19 protein-coding genes and 1 pseudogene are annotated in these 19,330 nt (G+C 60.6%); 11 read left to right on the forward strand and 9 right to left on the reverse strand.

What is annotated here, in order from left to right; genetic code table 11:
• Window positions 1-25 precede the first annotated feature (25 nt).
• Window positions 26-1,207, forward strand: a complete 1,182-nt coding sequence (locus ACMXYI_RS14135) for a CaiB/BaiF CoA transferase family protein (protein ID WP_415773653.1) — start codon at window positions 26-28, stop codon at window positions 1,205-1,207.
• 107 nt (window positions 1,208-1,314) lie between these two features.
• On the opposite strand, the gene ACMXYI_RS14140 is transcribed toward ACMXYI_RS14135, so the two are convergent.
• Together ACMXYI_RS14140 and ACMXYI_RS14145 are read right to left on the reverse strand one after the other, a co-directional pair.
• Complete coding sequence (locus tag ACMXYI_RS14140; protein ID WP_033055255.1) at window positions 1,315-1,809, reverse strand: SprT family zinc-dependent metalloprotease; 495 nt, start codon at window positions 1,807-1,809, stop codon at window positions 1,315-1,317.
• Window positions 1,810-1,967: 158 nt separating this feature from the next.
• Entirely contained in the window at window positions 1,968-2,570 is a 603-nt protein-coding gene (locus ACMXYI_RS14145) for a Yip1 family protein (protein WP_008147981.1), read from the reverse strand.
• Between the two features lie 347 nt (window positions 2,571-2,917).
• Here ACMXYI_RS14145 and ttcA point away from each other — a divergent pair, with 347 nt between their 5' ends.
• Both ttcA and ACMXYI_RS14155 read left to right on the forward strand, forming a co-directional pair.
• On the forward strand, window positions 2,918-3,742 hold the full coding sequence (gene ttcA / locus ACMXYI_RS14150; RefSeq protein WP_415773655.1) for a tRNA 2-thiocytidine(32) synthetase TtcA: 825 nt from the start codon (window positions 2,918-2,920) through the stop codon (window positions 3,740-3,742).
• A 127-nt stretch (window positions 3,743-3,869) separates the two neighbouring features.
• Window positions 3,870-4,544, forward strand: coding sequence for a DNA-3-methyladenine glycosylase I (locus ACMXYI_RS14155; RefSeq protein ID WP_074879137.1), 675 nt, complete (start codon window positions 3,870-3,872; stop codon window positions 4,542-4,544).
• A gap of 123 nt (window positions 4,545-4,667) precedes the next feature.
• Here the strand turns inward: ACMXYI_RS14155 and ACMXYI_RS14160 are convergent, their stop codons facing one another.
• The 3 genes from ACMXYI_RS14160 to arsC are packed head-to-tail and all read right to left on the reverse strand — an operon-like array spanning window position 4,668 to window position 6,041.
• Complete coding sequence (locus ACMXYI_RS14160; RefSeq protein WP_415773656.1) at window positions 4,668-5,093, reverse strand: DUF2069 domain-containing protein; 426 nt, start codon at window positions 5,091-5,093, stop codon at window positions 4,668-4,670.
• Between the two features lies 1 nt (window position 5,094).
• Entirely contained in the window at window positions 5,095-5,691 is a 597-nt protein-coding gene (gene wrbA, locus ACMXYI_RS14165) for an NAD(P)H:quinone oxidoreductase (RefSeq protein ID WP_109633953.1), read from the reverse strand.
• The gene (arsC, locus tag ACMXYI_RS14170) at window positions 5,688-6,041 is read right to left on the reverse strand and encodes an arsenate reductase (glutaredoxin) (RefSeq protein ID WP_123369215.1); all 354 of its coding nucleotides are present in this window, start codon (window positions 6,039-6,041) and stop codon (window positions 5,688-5,690) included. The genes wrbA and arsC overlap by 4 nt, the downstream gene beginning before the upstream one ends.
• A 114-nt stretch (window positions 6,042-6,155) precedes the next feature.
• Between arsC and ACMXYI_RS14175 the strand changes: the two genes are divergently transcribed.
• A complete protein-coding gene (locus ACMXYI_RS14175) occupies window positions 6,156-6,623 on the forward strand; it encodes a TlpA disulfide reductase family protein (RefSeq protein ID WP_415773657.1) in 468 nt (155 codons plus the stop codon).
• A gap of 48 nt (window positions 6,624-6,671) precedes the next feature.
• Here the strand turns inward: ACMXYI_RS14175 and ACMXYI_RS14180 are convergent, their stop codons facing one another.
• The gene (locus ACMXYI_RS14180) at window positions 6,672-7,076 is read right to left on the reverse strand and encodes an META domain-containing protein (protein WP_309674491.1); all 405 of its coding nucleotides are present in this window, start codon (window positions 7,074-7,076) and stop codon (window positions 6,672-6,674) included.
• Complete coding sequence (locus tag ACMXYI_RS14185; RefSeq protein WP_415757492.1) at window positions 7,076-7,510, reverse strand: hypothetical protein; 435 nt, start codon at window positions 7,508-7,510, stop codon at window positions 7,076-7,078. The genes ACMXYI_RS14180 and ACMXYI_RS14185 overlap by 1 nt, the downstream gene beginning before the upstream one ends.
• 134 nt (window positions 7,511-7,644) lie before the next feature.
• Between ACMXYI_RS14185 and ACMXYI_RS14190 the strand changes: the two genes are divergently transcribed.
• Window positions 7,645-8,046 (forward strand): hypothetical protein, encoded by a 402-nt coding sequence (locus ACMXYI_RS14190; RefSeq protein WP_415773658.1) that lies wholly within the window; start codon window positions 7,645-7,647, stop codon window positions 8,044-8,046.
• 5 nt (window positions 8,047-8,051) lie between these two features.
• Here the strand turns inward: ACMXYI_RS14190 and ACMXYI_RS14195 are convergent, their stop codons facing one another.
• Both ACMXYI_RS14195 and ACMXYI_RS14200 read right to left on the reverse strand, forming a co-directional pair.
• Entirely contained in the window at window positions 8,052-9,041 is a 990-nt protein-coding gene (locus tag ACMXYI_RS14195) for a 2-hydroxyacid dehydrogenase (protein ID WP_415773659.1), read from the reverse strand.
• A 191-nt stretch (window positions 9,042-9,232) separates the two neighbouring features.
• A complete protein-coding gene (locus ACMXYI_RS14200) occupies window positions 9,233-11,986 on the reverse strand; it encodes a response regulator (RefSeq protein WP_415773661.1) in 2,754 nt (917 codons plus the stop codon).
• A gap of 214 nt (window positions 11,987-12,200) precedes the next feature.
• On the opposite strand from ACMXYI_RS14200, the gene ACMXYI_RS14205 reads away from it, so the two are divergent.
• The 6 genes and pseudogenes from ACMXYI_RS14205 (at window position 12,201) to relA (ending at window position 19,328) form a co-directional block, all read left to right on the forward strand.
• Entirely contained in the window at window positions 12,201-12,923 is a 723-nt protein-coding gene (locus tag ACMXYI_RS14205; protein ID WP_415773662.1) for a response regulator transcription factor, read from the forward strand.
• Window positions 12,910-14,340, forward strand: a complete 1,431-nt coding sequence (locus tag ACMXYI_RS14210; protein ID WP_415773664.1) for a histidine kinase sensor domain-containing protein — start codon at window positions 12,910-12,912, stop codon at window positions 14,338-14,340. Before ACMXYI_RS14205 ends, ACMXYI_RS14210 begins: the two co-directional genes overlap by 14 nt.
• A 41-nt stretch (window positions 14,341-14,381) precedes the next feature.
• Window positions 14,382-14,606, forward strand: a pseudogene (locus ACMXYI_RS14215) (DUF1016 N-terminal domain-containing protein); the annotation flags it as partial.
• A 100-nt stretch (window positions 14,607-14,706) separates the two neighbouring features.
• Complete coding sequence (gene cysM, locus ACMXYI_RS14220) at window positions 14,707-15,609, forward strand: cysteine synthase CysM (RefSeq protein ID WP_415773899.1); 903 nt, start codon at window positions 14,707-14,709, stop codon at window positions 15,607-15,609.
• Window positions 15,609-16,961 carry a 23S rRNA (uracil(1939)-C(5))-methyltransferase RlmD gene (gene rlmD, locus ACMXYI_RS14225; protein WP_415773665.1) on the forward strand — a complete coding sequence of 451 codons (1,353 nt, stop codon included), beginning with the start codon at window positions 15,609-15,611 and terminating at the stop codon, window positions 16,959-16,961. The genes cysM and rlmD overlap by 1 nt, the downstream gene beginning before the upstream one ends.
• A gap of 123 nt (window positions 16,962-17,084) precedes the next feature.
• A complete protein-coding gene (relA, locus tag ACMXYI_RS14230; RefSeq protein WP_140895605.1) occupies window positions 17,085-19,328 on the forward strand; it encodes a GTP diphosphokinase in 2,244 nt (747 codons plus the stop codon).
• The last annotated feature ends 2 nt before the right edge of the window (window positions 19,329-19,330 follow it).

Here is a 19,330-nt window from a genome sequence, read left to right on the forward strand (position 1 = left end):
AGAACATCGTTTACGGAGAACGCCCATGCTCGGTCCACTGGCATCACTCAAGGTTCTGGATTTCTCGACACTGCTGCCGGGGCCGTTCGCCTCGTTGTTGCTGGCTGACATGGGCGCCGAGGTGCTGCGCATCGAATCGCCAACGCGCATGGACCTGCTGCGGGTATTGCCGCCTCACGATCAGGGCGTCTCCGCCAGTCATGCCTACCTCAATCGCAACAAGCGCAGCCTGGCGCTGGACCTCAAGCAGCCTGAGGCGCTGGAGGTGATCAAGCAGTTGCTGCAGGACTACGACATCGTGCTGGAGCAGTTCCGCCCCGGTGTGATGGAGCGATTGGGCCTGGGTTATGAAGCCTTGAAGGCGATCAATCCGAAACTGATCTACGTGTCGATCACCGGTTACGGCCAGACCGGCCCCTACAAGGACCGCGCCGGCCACGACATCAACTACCTGGCGCTGGCGGGGCTGGCGAGCTACACCGGCCGCGCCGACAGCGGGCCGCTGCCGTTGGGCATGCAAGTGGCGGATATCGCCGGTGGCTCGTTGCACGGGGTGATCGGGCTGCTGGCGGCGGTCATCGCCCGGCAGCAAACTGGGCAGGGGCAGCATCTGGATGTGAGCATGACTGACTGTGTGTTCAGCCTGAACGCCATGGCCGGCGCCGGGTATCTGGCCTGTGGCGTGGAGCCGGGAAGGGAGGATCAGATGCTCAACGGTGGCAGTTTCTATGACTATTACCGTTCCCGCGACGGGCGCTGGTTCTCGGTGGGCAGTCTGGAACCCGCGTTCATGAAACAACTGTGTGCGGCGTTGGGACTGGAAGAGCTGGAAACCTTGGGCTTATCGCCTGAATCAGCCTTGCAAAAGGCGCTGAAGAACGCGCTGAGGATTGAGTTCGAGACGCGCGATTTCGCCGAGTTGTGCGCACTGTTTGCCACATTGGACGCGTGTGTCGAGCCGGTGTTGAGTTTGGGCGAAGCGGTGCGGCATCCGCAGTTGAAGTCTCGGGCGCTGGTGACCGACGTGCCGCGTGGTGACGGGACGACTCAGGCGCAGATGGCGTGTCCGTTGAAGTTTTCGCAAGGGTTGCCCGAGCCGCGGCATATCGGCGCGGCCATAGGGCAGCATACGGATCAGGTGTTGGGGGAGTTGGGGTATAGCGCTGAGCGGATTGAAGCGTTACGCCGTGCCAGGGTCGTTACATAGATCGTTCCCATGCTCCGCGTGGGAATGCATCCCGTGACGCTCCGCGCCACAGTGGACGCGGAGCGTCCATGGCGGCATTCCCACGCAGAGCGTGGGAACGATCAGACTCACTCGACCCGCATTTCCCCGCTGAACACCAACGTGCTCCGGCACCGCCGACACAAATACCGCCGCCCTTGCCGCACCAAACCATGACGCTGGGCCGAAAACGGAAAGTCACTGTCCGCGCACGGGCATTTGTAGATGTAGCGGGTCACGCTGCGGCGTTTGACGTCGTAGGTGTGGCATCGATTGGGCGGCAGCTCGTACACGCCGCGCATGATCAGTTGCCACTCTTCGCCATGGGGCTGGATGCGGTCGCCGAACAGTTGATGGGCGATCAGGTGCGCCACCTCGTGGGCCACGGTTTGCTTGAGGAAGTCTTCGGTATTTTCCCGGTACAGCTGCGGATTGAAGCGCAGCAGGTTCTCGTGCAAATGCGCGACACCGGCTTTTTGCCCGCGCAGCTTGAGGCTCACCACGGGGCGTTTGAAAGGTCGTTTGAAAAAGGATTCGGCTAGTTGGTAACAGTCTTCGACGCGGGTATTGAGTTGCTCGGGCATGCTTGATGGATCTCCAGAGACGTCGAGTATGCCGCAACCCTCGAGCGTTGCGAATCGCCGAGGCGCCGAATGGTCGTCACCGTTTTCTAACCTTGAGCATTAGAAGGCCGCCTTGCGGCGGCCTGTGTTGGCAGATCTTGTTTTTGGGTGATGTGTTGCTAATTGGTGTAGACCGGCCCCACGCCGAGTCCCCAGACAATTACAGTGAACGCCATGATGGCGACCAACACCACCAGGCCTACCGCAAGCACCGAACTCGAAAACAGAAATCCCTCGTCTGATGGAATGTTCATGAAAGTGGGTAGCCCCACATACAGCAGGTACACCGTGTAGCAGATGGCCGCGGTGCCGACGATCATCCCAAGCCACATGTGTGGGTACAGCGCCGCCAGACCGCCGATAAACAGCGGTGTCGCGGTGTAGGTCGCAAATGCAACGCAGCGTGCCAGACTCGGATTGGCGTCATAGGTACGAGCCATCCAGTGGATGAACGCGCCCATTACCGCCACACCGCCGAGCATCGCCAGGTACGACATGACCGTCATCCATATCGCGCTTTCCACCGTCAGCATCACCGGTGCGCGACTGCCAATGACCCAGCCGACCTGCGTGGTGCCGATAAACGCAGACACCGCAGGAATCGCCGCCAGAATCAGGGTGTGAGTGAGATACATGTGGCTGATGCTTTCCTCCTGATCGCCACGAATCTCTTTCCATTCTTGGTCAGGGTGGGTGAAGAGCCCCACTACGTGATGGATCATGCCAGTCACTCCTCTTGTTTTTACCGTCGCCCCCCAGTGGAGCGCCTACGGGCCAAAGTGGCCGAGTAAGGAAAGGTCTGGATATGTGTGCGACCTTATGTCGGAGTATAGAAAGGTCTTAACGGCGCAGGTTGCAGGGCTTTAGAGCAAATTGCGCTGTAAACCCCGGGCTTAATCGCAGTTGTGTCTCAAAACGTCCTGAGTTGGCGCAGACGCATTTGTAGGAGCACGGCTTGCCGGCGATGGCGTCCTTGAGGCCGCCATCGCGAGCAAGCTCAGCTCCTACTCCCGAGGAAAGTTTTTGCGTAAAATGCCGGCCTTTCGTCACACCTCACGGATTTCGCGTCATGGGCACTCTTACGGTCAACCAGAACAAACTGCAAAAGCGCCTTCGCCGCCAGGCCGGTGAGGCTGTTGCCGATTTCAACATGATTGAAGACGGCGACAAGGTCATGGTCTGCCTGTCCGGTGGCAAGGACAGCTACACCATGCTCGATGTGCTGATGCACTTGCAGAAGGTCGCTCCGATCAAGTTCGAGATCGTGGCCGTGAACATGGACCAGAAGCAGCCGGGTTTCCCCGAGCACGTGCTGCCGGCTTACCTCAAAGCGCTGGGCATCGAGTACCACATCGTCGAGAAAGACACCTATTCGGTGGTCAAGGAGCTGATTCCGGAAGGCAAAACCACCTGTTCACTGTGCTCGCGCCTGCGTCGCGGCACGCTCTACACCTTCGCCGACGAAATCGGTGCGACCAAGATGGCCCTCGGTCATCACCGTGACGACATCGTCGAGACCTTTTTCCTGAACATGTTCTTCAACGGTTCGCTCAAAGCCATGCCGCCTAAGCTGCGCGCCGACGATGGCCGCAACGTGGTGATCCGCCCGCTGGCCTACTGCAACGAAAAAGACATCCAGGCCTACTCGGATTTCAAGCAATTCCCGATCATCCCGTGCAACCTCTGCGGTTCTCAGGAAAACCTGCAACGCCAGGTGGTCAAGGACATGCTTCAGGAGTGGGAACGCAAGACGCCCGGCCGCACCGAAAGCATTTTCCGCAGTTTGCAGAACGTGATCCCGTCGCAGCTGGCGGACCGTAATCTGTTCGACTTCACCAGCCTCAAGATCGATGAAACGGCGGCTTCGCGCTTCGTCAATGTTGTAAACATCTGAACAAAATTGTGGGAGCGGGCTTGCTCGCGAATGCGTAGTGTCAGTCGACATCAATGTTGAATGACACACCGCTTTCGCGAGCAAGCCCGCTCCCACAGGTTTTTCATTTCATTTTTTAGGAAAGGGCATGCGCGATTACAAGTGGCTGCACGAATACTGTCTGAACCGCTTCGGTTCAGCGGCTGAACTGGAAGCCCATCTGCCTGTTCCGAAAACCCCGGCGCAATTGCGCAAGATCAGCGACGACCGCTACCTCTCGACCATGGCCTTGCGCGTATTCCGCGCCGGGCTCAAGCACAGCCTGGTGGACGCCAAATGGCCGGCGTTCGAAGAGGTGTTCTTCAAGTTCGACCCCGAGAAAGTCGTGCTGATGAGTGCCGAACACCTTGAGCGTTTGATGCAAGACGCGCGGATCATTCGTCACCTGGGCAAACTCAAGAGCGTGCCGCGCAATGCGCAGTTCATTCTGGATGTGGCGCATGAGAAAGGCAGCTTTGGCGCGTTGATCGCCGATTGGCCGGTCACGGATATCGTTGGGTTGTGGACCTATCTGAAAAAGCGCGGTCATCAATTGGGCGGGTTGTCGGCACCGCGGTTCTTGCGGATGGTGGGCAAGGATACGTTTGTGCCGAGCTACGACGTGGTCGCGGCGTTGAATGCGCAGAAGATCGTCGACAAGGTGCCGACCAGTCTGCGGGATCTGGCCACGGTGCAGGGCGTGTTCAACCAGTGGCATGAAGAAAGTGGCGGGCGGCCGATGAGCCAGATTTCTATGATGCTCGCGTACACCGTCAATCACTGACGAAGATGATCGTTCCCACGCTCTGCGTGGGAATGCCGCCCGGGACGCTCCGCGTCCCTGTGACGCGGAGCGTCACTTGATGCATTCCCACGCGGAGCGTGGGAACGATCACTGTGGGGGCGGTCAGGCTGCGGAGGTCTCGCCTTCACCCGCCAACTTGCGGTTCAACTGAAACCGCCACCGCACATACAACAGCGCCGAGCAGAACACCGCCAGGCTCGCGCCCATTTCCAGCAAACCAAACAGCTGCCGGTTCGGGTCATACGCCGCCAGTGCGCCCTTGATGAAATACAGGTTCACCACAAAACACATCCACGAATGCCCGCGCGCACTGCCGATAATCATCCCCGGCGCCAGCAACAGCAGCGGCACCAGTTCGATCAGCAGAATCACCCACGGCCGGGCGCCGTGCAGGTCCGCGACTACCAGGTAGTAGGCGCAAAGCAAACCCACCAAACCGAAGTAGCACAGCAGGCTGATGATGCGCATCGCCCGAACCCGCGGTTCGAGCCATTCGATGGAGGGCAAAATCTTCGGCTTTTTGGCCACGTCAGTTCCCCAGTTTCTGTGCAGTCTTCGCCAAGCGCAGGCCCAAGGCCCGGCACAGCGCGACTTCATGTTCATTCAAGCCGCTTTTGCCATCGGCCCCAGCGTGATGGCTGGCGCCGTAAGGCGTGCCGCCGCCACGGGTTTCCAGCAAGGCCGATTCGCTGTAAGGCAGGCCGGTGATCAGCATGCCGTGGTGCAGCAACGGCAACATCATCGACAGCAGCGTGGTTTCCTGGCCGCCGTGCAGACTCGCGGTGGAGGTGAAAACGCCAGCTGGTTTGCCCACCAGAGCGCCGGTCAGCCACAGGTTGCTGGTGCCGTCGAGGAAGTACTTGAGCGGCGCCGCCATGTTGCCGAACCGGGTCGGGCTGCCCATGGCCAGGCCCGCGCAGTTCTTCAAATCGTCGAGGCTGGCGTACAGCGCGCCTTCGTCCGGAATATCGGGTGACACGGCTTCGCACTCGGTGGATATCGGCGGCACGGTGCGCAGGCGCGCTTCCATCCCGGCCTGCTCGACACCCCGGGCGATCTGCCGGGCCATTTCATTGGTCGAGCCGCTTCGGCTGTAATACAGAACCAGAATGTACGGCGCACTCACGGCAGCAGCTCCAGCACATTCTCCGGCGGCCGGCCGATGATGGCTTTGTCGCCGACTTCGAGAATCGGTCGCTCCATGAGTTTCGGGTTGGCGGCGATGGCGGCGATCAATTGCGCCTCGCTCAGGCTGCTGTCGGCCAGGTTGAGGGTTTTGTACTCGTCCTCACCGGTGCGCAGCAGTTGCCGGGCGCTGATGCCGAGCTTGGTCAGCAGGCTCTGGATTTGCGCGGCGTCCAGCGGGGTGTCCAGGTAGCGGACCACCGTCGGGGTCAGGCCACGGGCTTCGAGCAGTTCGAGCGCACCGCGGGATTTCGAGCAGCGCGGGTTGTGATAAAGCGTCAGATCGGTCATGTGCGGTTCGCATCTTGCGTAAGGTGACGGCTATTCTAACTGTGCAGCGCGTAATCCAGAACCTTGGGAGGCGATGGGTCGCAGGCGCATTCAATTTTGAACAAGGAATACGACATGACTAGGCGACTGGCAGCGGCATTGGCGATCATCGGTACGTTATTGCTGGGGGGCTGTGGTAACGACTATGGCATCGACCAGAATGGCCAGAAAGTCGCCGCCGAACGTCTGGACAAGCAATGGCTGGTGCTCAATTACTGGGCTGAATGGTGCGGGCCGTGCCGGACCGAGATCCCGGAATTGAACGCCCTGGCCGATCAGCTCAAGGACAAGAAGATTGGTGTGTTCGGGGTCAACTTCGACAATGTGCAGGGTGAAGAGCTGAAAAGCGCCAGCGAGAAGCTGGGGATCAAGTTCACCGTGCTGGCTTCTGATCCGGCCGATCTTTTTGAGTTGCCGCGCAGCGAGGCGTTGCCGGTGACTTACATCATCGATAACAAGGGCAAGGTAAGGGAGCAGCTGATGGGCGAGCAGACGGCGGCGGGGGTGATGGCGAAGCTTGAGGCGTTGCAGGCGAAGAACTGAGTGCGCTGCTCGTTCCCACGCGCGCGTGGGAACGAGCAGCTAGAGGGATCAACCCTCTTCAAGCCACCAACGCAGCGGCTTGCCTTCTGCCGGCCAGAAGCGCATCTGGTCGATCGGCGAGATGTCCCAGCGTTGAACGTTTTCCAACGCCTGGAGGAAACGCTTTTCCTGCTCCATCAACGCCGGCGCGCACAGTTTGCGCGTGCTGCCAACCTTGCCGAAGCTCAGCTTGTCGCCTTCCAGGGTGTACGGCGCGAACCAGTGGTTGCAGCCGCCGTTGCCGTAGGCCCGACCGTCTTCACCGAGGGTGATGGTCAGGTGGCTGTAGTCCATCAACGGACGTTCGCCAATCCACTCCAGAATGTAGCTGCGGTTCTGTTGCAATTGCACCGGCTCGGCGGCGCAGCCCAGCAGGCTGGCGCCAACCATAGCGGTCAGAGCGAGGCGTTTCATCACGCGGGCTCCTGGCATTTCGGGCACAGGTGCTTCTCGCCGACCGTGGTCCAGCCCAGTTCGGTGATCCGTGCGGTGGCAGCAGGCTTTTCAGCCTTGTTGCCCAGCTTGGCGTCGACCGCGAACTCGAAGTTCAGCTCTTTGGCGCAGCTGTCGCAGTTGACTTTCCAAGTGTGGATCGCCAGTTCGCCGAACACCGGACCACTGGCCACCGCGACCCATTGGCCTGGCGGATTGATCAAGTGGCGAACCGTTTCGACGGTCAGGCGCATGGACAAGTCCTTGGCGCCTTTGAGGGTCACTACCAGCACGTCGTTGTTACGAATCGAGCCGCCGTTGCCGGTGACTTGATAACGCCCCGGCACAAGGGCGCGGCATTCGGTGAGGGTATGTTGCGGGTTCATCAGGCTATAGCGGAAATCGTGTTCGACCATGGGTCCTCCAAATATGCGCGGCATGCTAGCACGGACATCAGCGCAGCATGGCGCGGGTGTATGACCTTCGATCTGGTTCAAATCACTGGCCGACTCATGGCACACTGCCGCTTTTGTATCTCTAAGGAGTGGACATGGCGTTAATCGAATGTGTTGAGTGCAAGCAAAGCATCAGCTCCATGGCGCCTGCTTGCATTCATTGCGGTGCACCGGCGGGAACGGTGCAAGCGGCCACTTCAACGGCAGCGCCTGTGCAGGCACCCCTTTCCTTTGGGCGATTGCCGGCCGATGAGAAAGTGGCCAGGGTGACCCCGGCCGCGTTCGGACGTAAACGGAAAACTGAAGTTGCAGCCGAGGTTGCGCCACCGATTCCCGCACCCAGCGGCGTGCGTCCGGTGGAGCTGTGGTTGAAACTGATGATTTTCTTTCTGCCGCCGTTTTTTGTCTGGTTCCTGCTGCGTCGTGGGCATTCCGTGGGGCAACGCTTGCTGGGCTTCGGCTGGCTGGGTCTGATGATCCTCTTGTCCAAGGCCTGATCGGCTCAGCCCTCGACCTGATTCTGCGGCGTGCCGGCGGCCCAGGAGGCGATGTTCTGCAGGGTTGTCGTGGCAATTGCTTCCAGGGCTTCGCGGGTGAGGAAGGCCTGGTGCGCGGTGATGATCACGTTGGGAAAGGTCAGCAGCCGCGCCAGCACATCGTCCTGCAGCGGCAGGTCGGAACGGTCCTCGAAGAACAGCTGTGCCTCCTCTTCGTACACATCCAGTCCCAGATAACCCAGTTGACCGTCCTTCAGCGCGTCGATCAGCGCCGGCGTGTCCACCAGACCACCACGGCCGGTGTTGATCAGCATCGCACCGGGTTGCATGTGCGCCAGTGACTCGCGATTGATCAAGTGTTTGCTTTGTTCGTTGAGCGGGCAGTGCAGGCTGATGATCTGCGACTCGGCCAGCAGTTCCGGCAGGCTCAGGTAACGGGCGCCGAGGGCTTCGACTTGCGGGTTGGGGAAGGGGTCGTATGCCAGCAATTGGCAGCCAAAGCCGTTCATGATTTTCGCGAAAGTCGCGCCGATCTGACCGGTGCCGACCACGCCGACGGTCTTGCCCACCAGGTCGAAGCCGGTCAGCCCGTGCAGGCTGAAATCGCCTTCGCGCGTGCGGTTGTAGGCGCGGTGCAGGCGCCGGTTGAGCGCCAGGATCAGCGCCACCGCATGTTCCGCCACCGCGTGGGGCGAGTAGACCGGGACGCGCACAATCGCCAGCCCCAGACGCTTTGCCACTGCCAGATCGACATGGTTGTAACCGGCCGAGCGCAGGGCGATCAGGCGTGTGCCGCCCGCGGCCAGGCGTTCGAGCACCGGCGCGCTGAGGTCATCATTAATGAAGGCGCAGACCACCTCGTGATGCTCCGCCAGCGCCACCGTATCAAGGCTCAGTCGCGCCGATTGAAAGTGCAGTTCAATGCCGGCCGGAAGCTCGGCATTGAGAAAACTGTCGCGGTCGTAGGTCTGGCTGCTGAAAAGAATCGTGCGCATGCGGTCCTCCATTTGACTCGGTCACGCTTTATGTAGCAGCTGGCGAAGCCTGCGTTCGGCGACGTAGTCGTCGTAAATCCGGCAAACGCGGTTTACCTGAAAGACCGCAGCGCCTGATTTTACGACGGCTTCGCCGCCGAACGCAGGCTTCGCCGCCGAACGCAGGCTTCGCCAGCTGCTACAGGTATTCATCAGGCATTTATACGGGCATGGGCGGCCAGGCGATTGATGGCCCGGTCGAGGTCTTCCAGCGCGCTGGGGGCTTTGGGGTCCTGTTGCTTGAGCAGGGTTTCGCTGCGCTGGCAGGCGGCGCGCAGTTGCGGGACGCCGCAATAGCGTGTCGCACCGTGCAGGCGATGGACGCGCTCGATCAGGGCGTTCTGGTCGTTGGTTTCCCGGGCGGAGCGTATCGCCTCGCGGTCGGCTTCCAGCGACGCCAGCAGCATCGCCAACATGTCTGCTGCCAGATCAGCCTTACCGGCGGCCAGGCGCAAACCTTCTTCGTGATCGAGCACCTGCAACTCATGACCACCACCGTGGCTGTCGCTGGAGCGCTCCGGCCCATGATTGCGCAGCGCCAGACCTGTCCACTTCAGCACCACTTGGGCCAGTTGCCGTTCGCTGATCGGTTTGGTCAGGTAGTCGTCCATGCCGCTTTGCAGCAGCGCACGCTTTTCGTTGGCCATGGCGTGAGCGGTGAGGGCAACGATCGGCAGCGGTGTGCAATGCCGTTCACTTTCCCACTGGCGAATCGCTTCGGTGCTTTGGCGCCCGTCCATGCCGGGCATCTGAACGTCCATCAGCACCAGGTCGAAGGTTTCGGTCTGCACGGCCTTGACCGCCGCGTAACCGCTTTCCACCGCGAGGACTTTGGCGCCCATGTCTTCGAGCAGGGTTTGCACCAGCAGCAGGTTGGCCGGGTTGTCGTCGACACAAAGCACTTTTGGCGCACGGCTGGACACCGGTTCGCCGGGTTCGCTGCGGTGCTGGCGCGGGTTGACCAGGTCGGACAAGGCCCGCCGCAGCTTGCGGGTGCAGGCCGGTTTGGCCTGGAGCTGGCTGTGGGGGTTGGGCACCGAGAGGTGGAACAGCGTCTGTTCGGTGGTCGGGCACAACACCAGCACCTTGCAGCCCAGGTGTTCGAGGTCCCAGATGTGCTGGTTGAGGCGCTCTGGCGGCATGTCGTTGCTGGTGATGCCGAGCACCGCCAGGTCGATCGCCTGATCGGTCTGATGCGCGCCGGTCACGCCATTGGTCAGGCTTTCCAACGTATTGAACGGGGTGACTTCGAGGCCGCAGTCTTCCAGTTGATGCTGCAATGCCTGGCGGGCCAGTTCGTGGTTTTCCAGCACTGCCACCCGACGCCCGAGCAATGGCGGACCGGGCAGGTCTTCGGCGTCGTCACGGGTTTTGGGCAGGCTCAGGCTGATCCAGAATTCCGAGCCTTCACCGGGGGTGCTGTCGACACCGATCTCGCCGCCCATCTGTTCGATCAGACGTTTGGAAATCACCAACCCCAGACCCGTGCCGCCGGGTTGCCGGGACAGCGAATTGTCAGCCTGGCTGAAAGCCTGGAACAAGGCGCGCACGTCCTGGTTCGACAGCCCGATGCCGGTGTCCTGAATGCTGATGCGCAGTTGCACGCTGTCTTCGTGCTCTTCTTCAAGCATGGCCCTGGCGACGATGGTGCCTTCGCGGGTGAACTTGATCGCATTGCTGACCAGGTTGGTGAGGATCTGCTTGAGCCGCAGCGGATCACCCACCAGCGACAGCGGCGTATCGCGATAAACCAGGCTCACCAGCTCCAGTTGCTTGGCGTGGGCGGCCGGGGCGAGGATGGTCAGCGTGTCCTGGAGCAGGTCGCGCAAGTTGAATGGAATATGGTCGAGCACCAGTTTGCCGGCCTCGATTTTCGAGAAGTCGAGAATCTCGTTGATGATCCCCAGCAGGCTGTCGGCGGATTTTTCGATGGTGCCCAGATAGTCGAGCTGGCGTGGGGTCAGCTCGCTTTTTTGCAGCAGATGCGTGAAGCCGAGAATGCCGTTGAGCGGCGTGCGGATTTCATGGCTCATGTTGGCCAGGAACTCGGATTTGATCCGGCTGGCTTCAAGGGCTTCCTTGCGCGCCAGGTCCAGTTCGATGTTCTGGATCTCGATGGTTTCCAGGTTCTGGCGCACGTCTTCGGTGGCCTGGTCGATGCTGTGCTGCAATTCTTCTTGTGCATTCTGCAGGGTGCCGGCCATGCGGTTGATGCCGGACGCCAGTGTGTCCAGCTCCTGGCTGCCGAGGGGCGGCAGACGGGTTTCCAGATGACCGTCCTTGAGTTGCGCCACCGCTTGCTTGATCTGACTCAGCGGCCGATTGATGCTCCGACCCATGCGCAACGCCAGCAGCGCCGCACCGGCCAGGCCTGCGCCGATCAGCAGCAGGCTGGCAAACAGGCTGCGGTAACCGCGCAGCAGCATGCCGTTGTGGGACAGTTCAAGTTCTACCCAGCCCAGCAGGCGGTCGGCTTCTCCGGGAATCAAGTCACCGGCCAGGTTGCGGTGCTTGCCGAACACCGGTAGCAAGTAACGCGTCGCGTCATTGCCGCTGCGGCGCAGCATCTGCGAACTGTTGCCGATCGGCGCCTGATTGAGCATGGTCGGGCCGGCATGGGCCAACAGGGAGCGGTCGGGCGCGAGGAACGAAACGGCGCGCACGTCCGGTTGTTCCAGCGATTGGGTGGCAATGCGTTCCAAAAGCTCGGTGTTCTTGTGGCCCATGGCCGGGGCCACCAGGGGCGCCAGTTGTTCGGCGATCATCTCGCCACGCTGCATGAGCTGGGTTTGCAGGTCGGATTGCTGCATCCAGGTGAAATAGCCGCCCAGAACCAAGGCCATCAGGCTGGTCGGCAACAGGGTCAGCAATAGCACGCGGCCTTTAATTCCCAGTTTCTTGAGCACGCATCTCTCCTGCATCCAGCGATTTAATGACCTGCACGTACGTCCAGCACGCGCCACTTGCGCAGTGTAGCGATTTGCAGGCGGGCAATCTTCGTAAAATTGATGTCGGCATTCGTCGGCCGGATCGCCACTTTTACCTCACGGGCAAACCTTGTGTTGCCCGCAGCGAGGCAATCTTGAATAATCGCCAACTGAGAATTATTTGCAGATAGTCATGACTCCCATCACTGCTGGCCACCCTCGTATCCTGTCTATAGAAGACGACCTCGTACTCGGTGCTTATGTTCATGAACACCTGGGACGTTGCGGTTTTCAGGTGACGTGGTGCCAGAACGGTCTGGAAGGCTTGACCATCGCCCGCCAGCAAGCCTTCGATGTGGTGCTGATGGATATTCTGCTGCCGGGCCTGGACGGGCTGAATGTACTGACGCAGTTGCGCCAGAGCCATTCCACCCCGGTGGTGCTGATGTCGGCGCTCGGTGCCGAGGCGGATCGCATCAGTGGTTTTCGGCTGGGCGCCGATGATTACCTGCCCAAACCCTTCAGCATGGTCGAGTTGCGGGTGCGCATCGAAGCGATCCTGCGGCGTGTCGCGCTCGACCGCCGGCCAGCGTCGGCACCGATTGCCCCTTCGGCGGACAGCCTGCGTTTCGACGATGAATGCTGTGATGTCTTTTATGGCGAACACGCTGCCGGCCTGACCCGTAGCGAATACCGGTTGCTGGAAACGCTGAACCGCAATGGCGATGAAGTCCTGAGCAAAGCCTTCCTTTACCAGCATGTGCTGCAGCGCGGTTACGCGCCCCATGACCGCAGCCTCGACATGCATATCAGTCAGATCCGCCGCAAGCTCAAGGCCGTCGGTTACCTCGAGCGCGAAGTGCGCACGGTGTGGGGCAAGGGTTACGTATTGAGTGCTGTCGATGAAGTGGACTGACCTGCCGGGCAGGCATTCGCTGTTCTGGAAACTGGCGTGTTTGTTGGTGGCGTTCTGTCTGCTGATGATCTGGCTCAGTTGGTCCTGGGGCCGCTATATGGAAAAGAAAAACCTTTTCCTGTCCGACGAGGCACGGGGCACGCTGATGCGCTACGCCGCCGAGGCCGAGCAGGCGTGGAATCAGCGTCAGAGTGCAGGCGTCGATGCCTGGTTGCAGAGCGTCGGCCATCGCGAGTCGACATGGGTCGGTGTAATTGGCGGCGATTTGCAGTCATTGAGCAGTTACCCGCTGACGGAAAAAGAAACCCGGCGCCTGACCTTTTTACGCGGTCTGGATTGGCCGACGAGTCGCCATACCAAAGGCTTGCCATGGTTGAGAGTGCCTTTTCCCAACGATCCGTCCGCCGGCAGTCTGGTGATCGAACTGCCCCAGCGTTTCGTGCCCGGCCGTTATCGGGTGTTCTGGCGGGTGATCACCAACGGGGTGATTCCCGGACTGTTCACCTTGCTGCTGTGCGTCGGTCTGTATCGGTTGCTGGTCGTGCCTTTGAACAGTTTGCGCGAACAGGCCAATGCCTGGCGTGCCGACCAGTTGAACGTACGGTTGTCGAGCCGCATCACCAATCGCCCGGATGAGCTGGGTGAACTGGGCCGGGCCTTCGACCATATGTCCGAGCGCCTGCAAAGCACGGTGGCCCTGCAACAACAACTGTTGCGCGACCTGTCCCACGAATTGCGCACGCCACTGAGTCGCCTGCGGGTGGCCAGCGAAAGCGAGCAGGGGTTGACGCAATTGCGCGAGCGCATCGGCCGAGAGGTCGATGGCATGCAGCGTCTGGTGGAAGACACCCTGCAACTGGCCTGGCTAGACACCGAGCGCGCGCCGCTGCCCGACGAATCGATCCAGATTCAGGCGTTGTGGGAAATGCTCACGGAAAATGCCTGCTATGAAAGTGGCTGGCCGGCGAGCCAGTTGCAGTGTGCGGTGGATTCGTCCTGCTGGGTGCGCGGCCATCTCAATACGTTGGCTCAAGCGCTGGAAAACATCCTGCGCAATGCCATTCGTCATTCACCGCAGGGCGGCGTTGTACGCCTTGGTGGGCAGCGCGATGGCGATTTCTGGCATGTGTGGCTGGAGGATGAGGGCGGCGGGGTGGCTGAGGCGGATCTTGAGCGGATCTTCTGTCCGTTCATTCGACTCGACGGTTCGCGGCCGGGGGATGGTGGGTTCGGGTTGGGGTTGAGCATTGCGAGGAATGCGGTGCAGCGGCAGGGCGGGAGTCTTTGGGCTGAGAACACCGAGGTAGGGTTGCGGCTGAATATTCGATTAGTGGCTGATGATGGTGGTGTCAGTGACGACGCCATCGCGAGCAAGCTCGCTCCCACAGTGGATGTGTGTCGGCCACAAATGGTGTGATCAACCCCTAACCTTGTGGGAGCGAGCTTGCTCGCGAAGAGATCAGTCGTAAGCTGGAACAGGTTGAGTGGGGCGATTCTGTGGTCAGCTAACTGGCTGAACATCTGGCTCAGACTCAACCAGGGTTGCGCGGGTTTACCCGGTCGAAATTGTGCCGGAAGCGCCAATTCTATGAGATCTGCCACGCTGAAAAGAAAGTCGCACCACTGGTGCGACAATTATCCTGGTCGCAAAACTTAATCATCTTCAGCCAGAGCAAACACCCCTTATTCCCATAAACCATAAGCACCGTACTTTGCGTGATATGGCCTGCGAAGGTTTGCCGGTATGATAGGCGCCCCCGCAGTCTGGATTGCGAATTACGCCATGACCTTGCAGTACCCAACCATCGCCGATTGCGTCGGCAACACTCCGCTGGTCCGTTTGCAGCGCCTGCCTGGCGCCACCAGCAATACCCTTTTGCTCAAGCTCGAAGGGAATAACCCGGCGGGTTCGGTCAAGGACCGTCCGGCGCTGTCGATGATCACCCGCGCTGAATTGCGCGGGCAGATCCACGTCGGCGATACGCTGATCGAAGCGACCTCGGGTAACACCGGGATCGCCCTGGCGATGGCCGCCGCGATCAAGGGTTACAAGATGATCCTGATCATGCCGGACAACTCCAGCGCCGAACGTAAAGCCGCCATGACGGCGTATGGCGCCGAGCTGATTCTGGTCACTCAGGAAGAGGGCATGGAAGGCGCCCGCGACCTCGCCCAGCGAATGGAAGCCGAAGGCCGCGGCAAGGTGCTGGATCAGTTCGCCAACGGGGACAACCCGCAAGCGCACTACACCACCACCGGCCCGGAAATCTGGCGTCAGACCGAAGGCACTATTACCCATTTCGTCAGCTCCATGGGCACCACCGGTACCATCATGGGCGTCTCGCGCTACTTGAAAGAGCAGAACGAGAACGTGCAGATCATCGGTCTGCAACCGATGGAAGGCTCGGCGATTCCGGGTATCCGTCGCTGGCCGCAGGAATACCTGCCGAAGATCTACCAGGCCGAGCGCGTGGACAGGATCGTCGACATGGCGCAAAGCGAAGCCGAAGACGTGACCCGTCGTCTGGCCCGCGAAGAAGGCATCTTCTGCGGCGTGTCCTCGGGCGGTGCCGTGGCAGCCATGCTGCGTCTGTCCAAAGAAGTTGAAAACGCGGTGATCGTCGCGATCATCTGCGACCGTGGCGACCGTTACTTGTCGACCGGCATTTTCGACGCGCCCAACTGATGGCCAAGCAAGAGAGAGGCCTGCGCTTCCAGCCCACCGGCGGCAGCAAGGCCCCGCAAATTCCGACCGGCAAAAAGCAGCGCTTGAGTATTGAGCGCCTGGCTAATGACGGTCGCGGTATCGCGTTTTTTGAAGGTCGCACCTGGTTCGTCATCGGCGCATTGGCCGGTGAAGAAGTTGAAGCGCGCGTGTTGGGCGCCCACGGCAAAGTGGTCGAGGCGCGCACCGAACGGGTGTTCCAGGCCAGCGAACTGCGCCGCCCGGCACCGTGTCCGCATGCCGGTCGCTGTGGCGGTTGCAGCGTGCAACATCTGCCGCACAACGAACAACTCGCCCTGAAACAGCGCATGCTCGCCGAGCAATTGTCGAAGGTCGCCGGTGTCGAACCCGAAGAATGGGCCGCGCCGTTGAGCGGTCCGGAGTTCGGTTACCGGCGTCGCGCCCGAGTGGCGGTGCGCTGGGACATGAAGGCGAAAAAACTCGAAGTCGGTTTCCGCGCCGCTGGCAGTCAGGACATCGTTGCGATCAACGAATGCATGGTGCTGGTACAACCCTTGCAACCGATCATGACCCGCTTGCCGGAAATGCTTCGGCGCTTGAGCAAACCTCAGGCGCTGGGGCATGTGGAATTATTTGCCGGATCGAAGTTGGCCGTTTTGTTGCGGCACATGGCGCCGCTGTCCGACGCCGACATGACGATCCTCAAGGATTTCTGCGCGTTCCATGAAGCCCAACTGTGGCTGCACGGTGACGGCGAACCGCAACCGGTCGAGGCTGACCAGTCGTTGGGTTATCGGCTTGAACAGTGGGACTTGAACCTGGCGTACCGGCCAGGGGATTTCATCCAGGTCAACGCCGGGGTCAACGAAGCGATGATCGCCCAGGCACTGGACTGGCTGAAGCCGACGGCAGAGGAACGAGTTCTCGATCTATTCTGTGGCTTGGGTAACTTTGCCTTGCCGCTGGCCAAGGTCGTTCGCGAAGTGGTGGCGGTGGAAGGTGTGCAGGCGATGGTCGAGCGGGCAGCTGCAAACGCTGCTAGCAACAATCTTCATAATGCGAAGTTTTTTCAGGCCGATTTATCCCAGCCTTTGGCTGATGCCGAATGGGCGCGCGAAGGCTTTTGTGCGGTACTCTTGGACCCACCGCGTGACGGTGCTTTCGAAGCAGTGCGCAAGCTGGCGTCCCTGGGCGCCAAACGGTTGGTGTATGTGTCGTGCAATCCGGCAACGCTGGCGCGCGATACGGTTGAATTGATCAAGCAGGGCTACCGGTTAAAACGTGCCGGGATTCTCGATATGTTTCCTCAGACGGCACATGTCGAGGCCATGGCGTTATTTGAAGCGAGCTAGGACGGCTCGTCTGGTCCGACTGGCCCGCCCGTGCAGCCGCGTACCGGCCCTGATGTGGGCGCACGGGCAACGAAGGTCAGCGATTTGACGCATTGAATCTGCGTCGTAGGGAAGGTAAGCAAGATGGTACAGGTGAGAGCACACCAGCCGATCAACACCGACGGCAGTATCAATCTCGAGGCTTGGCTCGATCACGCGGTCAGTGTCGATCCGGCACTGGATCGCGAAGCCTTGAAGGAAGCGTGCGAGTTTGCTCGTGCGTCTGAACAACAAGCCAATGCGGCGAAAAACCTGTGGTCCGAAGGGACCTCGAGTTTCCGCACGGGCCTTGAGATCGCCGAGATTCTCGCCGACCTCAAACTCGATCAGGATTCGTTGGTTGCCGCGATCCTGTATCGCGGCGTGCGCGAAGGCCAGATTGAGTTGCCGGCGATCAGCCAGCGCTTCGGTCCGGTGGTCGCCAAACTCATCGACGGCGTGTTGCGCATGGCGGCGATCAGTGCCAGCCTCAGCCCCCGTCAATCCCTGGTGCTGGGCACGCAGGGCCAGGTCGAAAACCTGCGCAAGATGCTGGTCGCCATGGTCGACGACGTTCGCGTTGCGCTGATCAAACTGGCCGAACGCACCTGCGCGATCCGTGCGGTGAAAACCGCCGATGACGAAAAACGCAACCGCGTCGCCCGTGAAGTCTTCGACATCTACGCGCCTTTGGCTCACCGTCTCGGTATCGGTCACATCAAGTGGGAACTGGAGGACTTGTCCTTCCGTTACCTTGAGCCCGATCAGTACAAACAGATCGCCAAGTTGCTTCATGAGCGGCGTCTGGATCGCGAGCGCTTTATCGCTGACGTGATGAGCCAACTGAAGAATGAGCTGACCGCGACTGGCGTCGATGCCGACATCAGCGGCCGGGCCAAACACATCTATTCGATCTGGCGCAAAATGCAGCGCAAGGGTCTGGAATTCAGCCAGATCTACGACGTGCGCGCCGTTCGCGTGCTGGTGCCGGAAATGCGCGACTGCTACACCGCGCTCGGTATCGTCCACACCCTGTGGCGGCACATCCCGAAAGAATTCGACGACTACATCGCCAACCCGAAAGAGAACGGCTACCGCTCGCTGCACACTGCGGTGATCGGCCCCGAGGGCAAGGTGCTGGAAGTGCAGATCCGCACCCACGCCATGCACGAAGAAGCCGAGTTGGGCGTTTGCGCGCACTGGCGCTACAAGGGCACCGACGTCAAATCCGGCTCCAACCACTACGAAGAGAAAATTTCCTGGCTGCGTCAGGTCCTCGAGTGGCATGAAGAATTGGGCGACATCGGCGGCCTGGCTGAACAACTGCGGGTCGATATCGAACCGGACCGGGTGTACATCTTCACCCCGGACGGTCACGCCATCGACTTGCCGAAGGGTGCGACGCCGCTGGACTTCGCCTACCGCGTGCACACCGAAATCGGTCACAACTGCCGTGGCGCGAAGATCAACGGGCGCATCGTTCCGCTCAACTACAGCCTGCAAACCGGTGAACAGGTCGAGATCATCACCAGCAAGCACGGCACCCCGAGCCGCGACTGGCTGAACCCGAACCTGGGTTACATCACCACCTCGCGGGCACGGGCGAAGATCGTTCACTGGTTCAAATTGCAGGCGCGCGATCAGAACGTCGCCGCCGGTAAAACGTTGCTGGAGCGCGAACTCAACCGCCTCGGCCTGCCAGCGGTAGATTTCGACAAGCTGGCCGAAAAGGCCAACATGAAAATGGCCGAAGACATGTTCGCCGCGTTGGGTGCAGGCGATTTGCGTCTGGCACAACTGGTGAACCTGGCGCAGCAACTGGTCGAGCCGGAACGCGGCAACGAACAGCTGGAACTGATTCCACGCAAGGCCACCGGTTACAAACCGGGCAAGCGCGGCGACATCCAGATCCAGGGCGTCGGCAACCTGATGACCCAGATGGCCGGCTGCTGCCAGCCGCTGCCGGGGGATGCGATCGTCGGTTACATCACCCAAGGTCGGGGCGTGAGCATTCACCGTCAGGACTGCGCCTCGGTGCTGCAACTGGGTGGGCGTGAGCCCGAGCGGATCATCCAGGTCAGCTGGGGGCCGGTGCCGGTGCTCACCTATCCGGTGGACATTATCATCCGGGCCTACGACCGCTCCGGCCTGCTGCGTGACGTTTCGCAAGTGCTGCTCAACGAGCGGATCAACGTGCTGGCGGTCAACACCCGCTCGAACAAAGAGGACAACACCGCATTGATGTCCCTGACCATCGAGATTCCGGGGCTGGATGCACTGGGGCGGTTGCTGGGGCGGATTTCCCAGTTGCCGAACATCATCGAAACCCGCCGTAACCGGACCCCATGAAA

It is taken from the genome of Pseudomonas lyxosi (assembly GCF_047758685.1).
Taxonomy (GTDB): domain Bacteria; phylum Pseudomonadota; class Gammaproteobacteria; order Pseudomonadales; family Pseudomonadaceae; genus Aquipseudomonas; species Aquipseudomonas lyxosi.

Coding starts and splice junctions, on each gene's coding strand:
- ACMXYI_RS14135 (WP_415773653.1), top strand. CDS start 26: ATGCTCGGTCCACTGGCATCACTCAAGGTTCTGGATTTCTCGACACTG.
- ACMXYI_RS14140 (WP_033055255.1), bottom strand. CDS start 1,809: ATGCCCGAGCAACTCAATACCCGCGTCGAAGACTGTTACCAACTAGCC.
- ACMXYI_RS14145 (WP_008147981.1), bottom strand. CDS start 2,570: ATGATCCATCACGTAGTGGGGCTCTTCACCCACCCTGACCAAGAATGG.
- ttcA (WP_415773655.1), top strand. CDS start 2,918: ATGGGCACTCTTACGGTCAACCAGAACAAACTGCAAAAGCGCCTTCGC.
- ACMXYI_RS14155 (WP_074879137.1), top strand. CDS start 3,870: ATGCGCGATTACAAGTGGCTGCACGAATACTGTCTGAACCGCTTCGGT.
- arsC (WP_123369215.1), bottom strand. CDS start 6,041: ATGACCGATCTGACGCTTTATCACAACCCGCGCTGCTCGAAATCCCGC.
- ACMXYI_RS14175 (WP_415773657.1), top strand. CDS start 6,156: ATGACTAGGCGACTGGCAGCGGCATTGGCGATCATCGGTACGTTATTG.
- ACMXYI_RS14180 (WP_309674491.1), bottom strand. CDS start 7,076: ATGAAACGCCTCGCTCTGACCGCTATGGTTGGCGCCAGCCTGCTGGGC.
- ACMXYI_RS14185 (WP_415757492.1), bottom strand. CDS start 7,510: ATGGTCGAACACGATTTCCGCTATAGCCTGATGAACCCGCAACATACC.
- ACMXYI_RS14190 (WP_415773658.1), top strand. CDS start 7,645: ATGGCGTTAATCGAATGTGTTGAGTGCAAGCAAAGCATCAGCTCCATG.
- ACMXYI_RS14195 (WP_415773659.1), bottom strand. CDS start 9,041: ATGCGCACGATTCTTTTCAGCAGCCAGACCTACGACCGCGACAGTTTT.
- ACMXYI_RS14205 (WP_415773662.1), top strand. CDS start 12,201: ATGACTCCCATCACTGCTGGCCACCCTCGTATCCTGTCTATAGAAGAC.
- ACMXYI_RS14210 (WP_415773664.1), top strand. CDS start 12,910: ATGAAGTGGACTGACCTGCCGGGCAGGCATTCGCTGTTCTGGAAACTG.
- cysM (WP_415773899.1), top strand. CDS start 14,707: ATGACCTTGCAGTACCCAACCATCGCCGATTGCGTCGGCAACACTCCG.
- rlmD (WP_415773665.1), top strand. CDS start 15,609: ATGGCCAAGCAAGAGAGAGGCCTGCGCTTCCAGCCCACCGGCGGCAGC.
- relA (WP_140895605.1), top strand. CDS start 17,085: ATGGTACAGGTGAGAGCACACCAGCCGATCAACACCGACGGCAGTATC.